Origin of the sequence: Mesorhizobium sp. M1C.F.Ca.ET.210.01.1.1 (assembly GCF_004791585.1) — a bacterium.
Classification (GTDB): domain Bacteria; phylum Pseudomonadota; class Alphaproteobacteria; order Rhizobiales; family Rhizobiaceae; genus Mesorhizobium.
Genome location: NZ_SRUU01000115.1, coordinates 1 through 423, shown reverse-complemented (window position 1 = coordinate 423; position 423 = coordinate 1). Strand labels below are relative to the sequence as shown.

Here is a 423-nt window from a genome sequence, read left to right as displayed (position 1 = left end):
TGGGCTGATCTCCACGGAAGTTGCGCCTTTTGGTGGCATCAAGCAATCTGGCCTTGGCCGCGAAGGGTCAAAATACGGAATCGATGATTATACAGAGATGAAATACGTGTGCCTGAGCGTGTGATCCCTTGATGCCAAAAACCTGGATCGGGGGTTCTCCAGAAACCGGTTGTGTTGCAACTCCAGCTTCTAAACCCCCGAACCTTTCTCAAGGCCCTCCGTCTCACATCTATCTGATCCCGGTCAGCATGAGGACATGGACATCATTTCCGAGATCGATCTCGAAATGCGGTTTTGGGGAGGGAACGAGGCCGTCGTCAGCCCCCATCTTCTTCGGCGTGACTGTCATTTGCCGCCTGCCCAAGTCTTAGGTCGCCGTTTGTTCCAAGGTCTGGCTTCTTCCAGATCTCGTGCGATACGGAC

1 protein-coding gene is annotated in these 423 nt (G+C 53.7%); it reads left to right on the top strand.

Going from position 1 to position 423, the window contains the following annotated elements; all coding sequences use genetic code 11:
* The coding region (locus EN853_RS33170) for an aldehyde dehydrogenase family protein (RefSeq protein WP_135856025.1) at positions 1-124 on the top strand (124 nt) is incomplete at its 5' end.
* Positions 125-423: the final 299 nt, after the last annotated feature.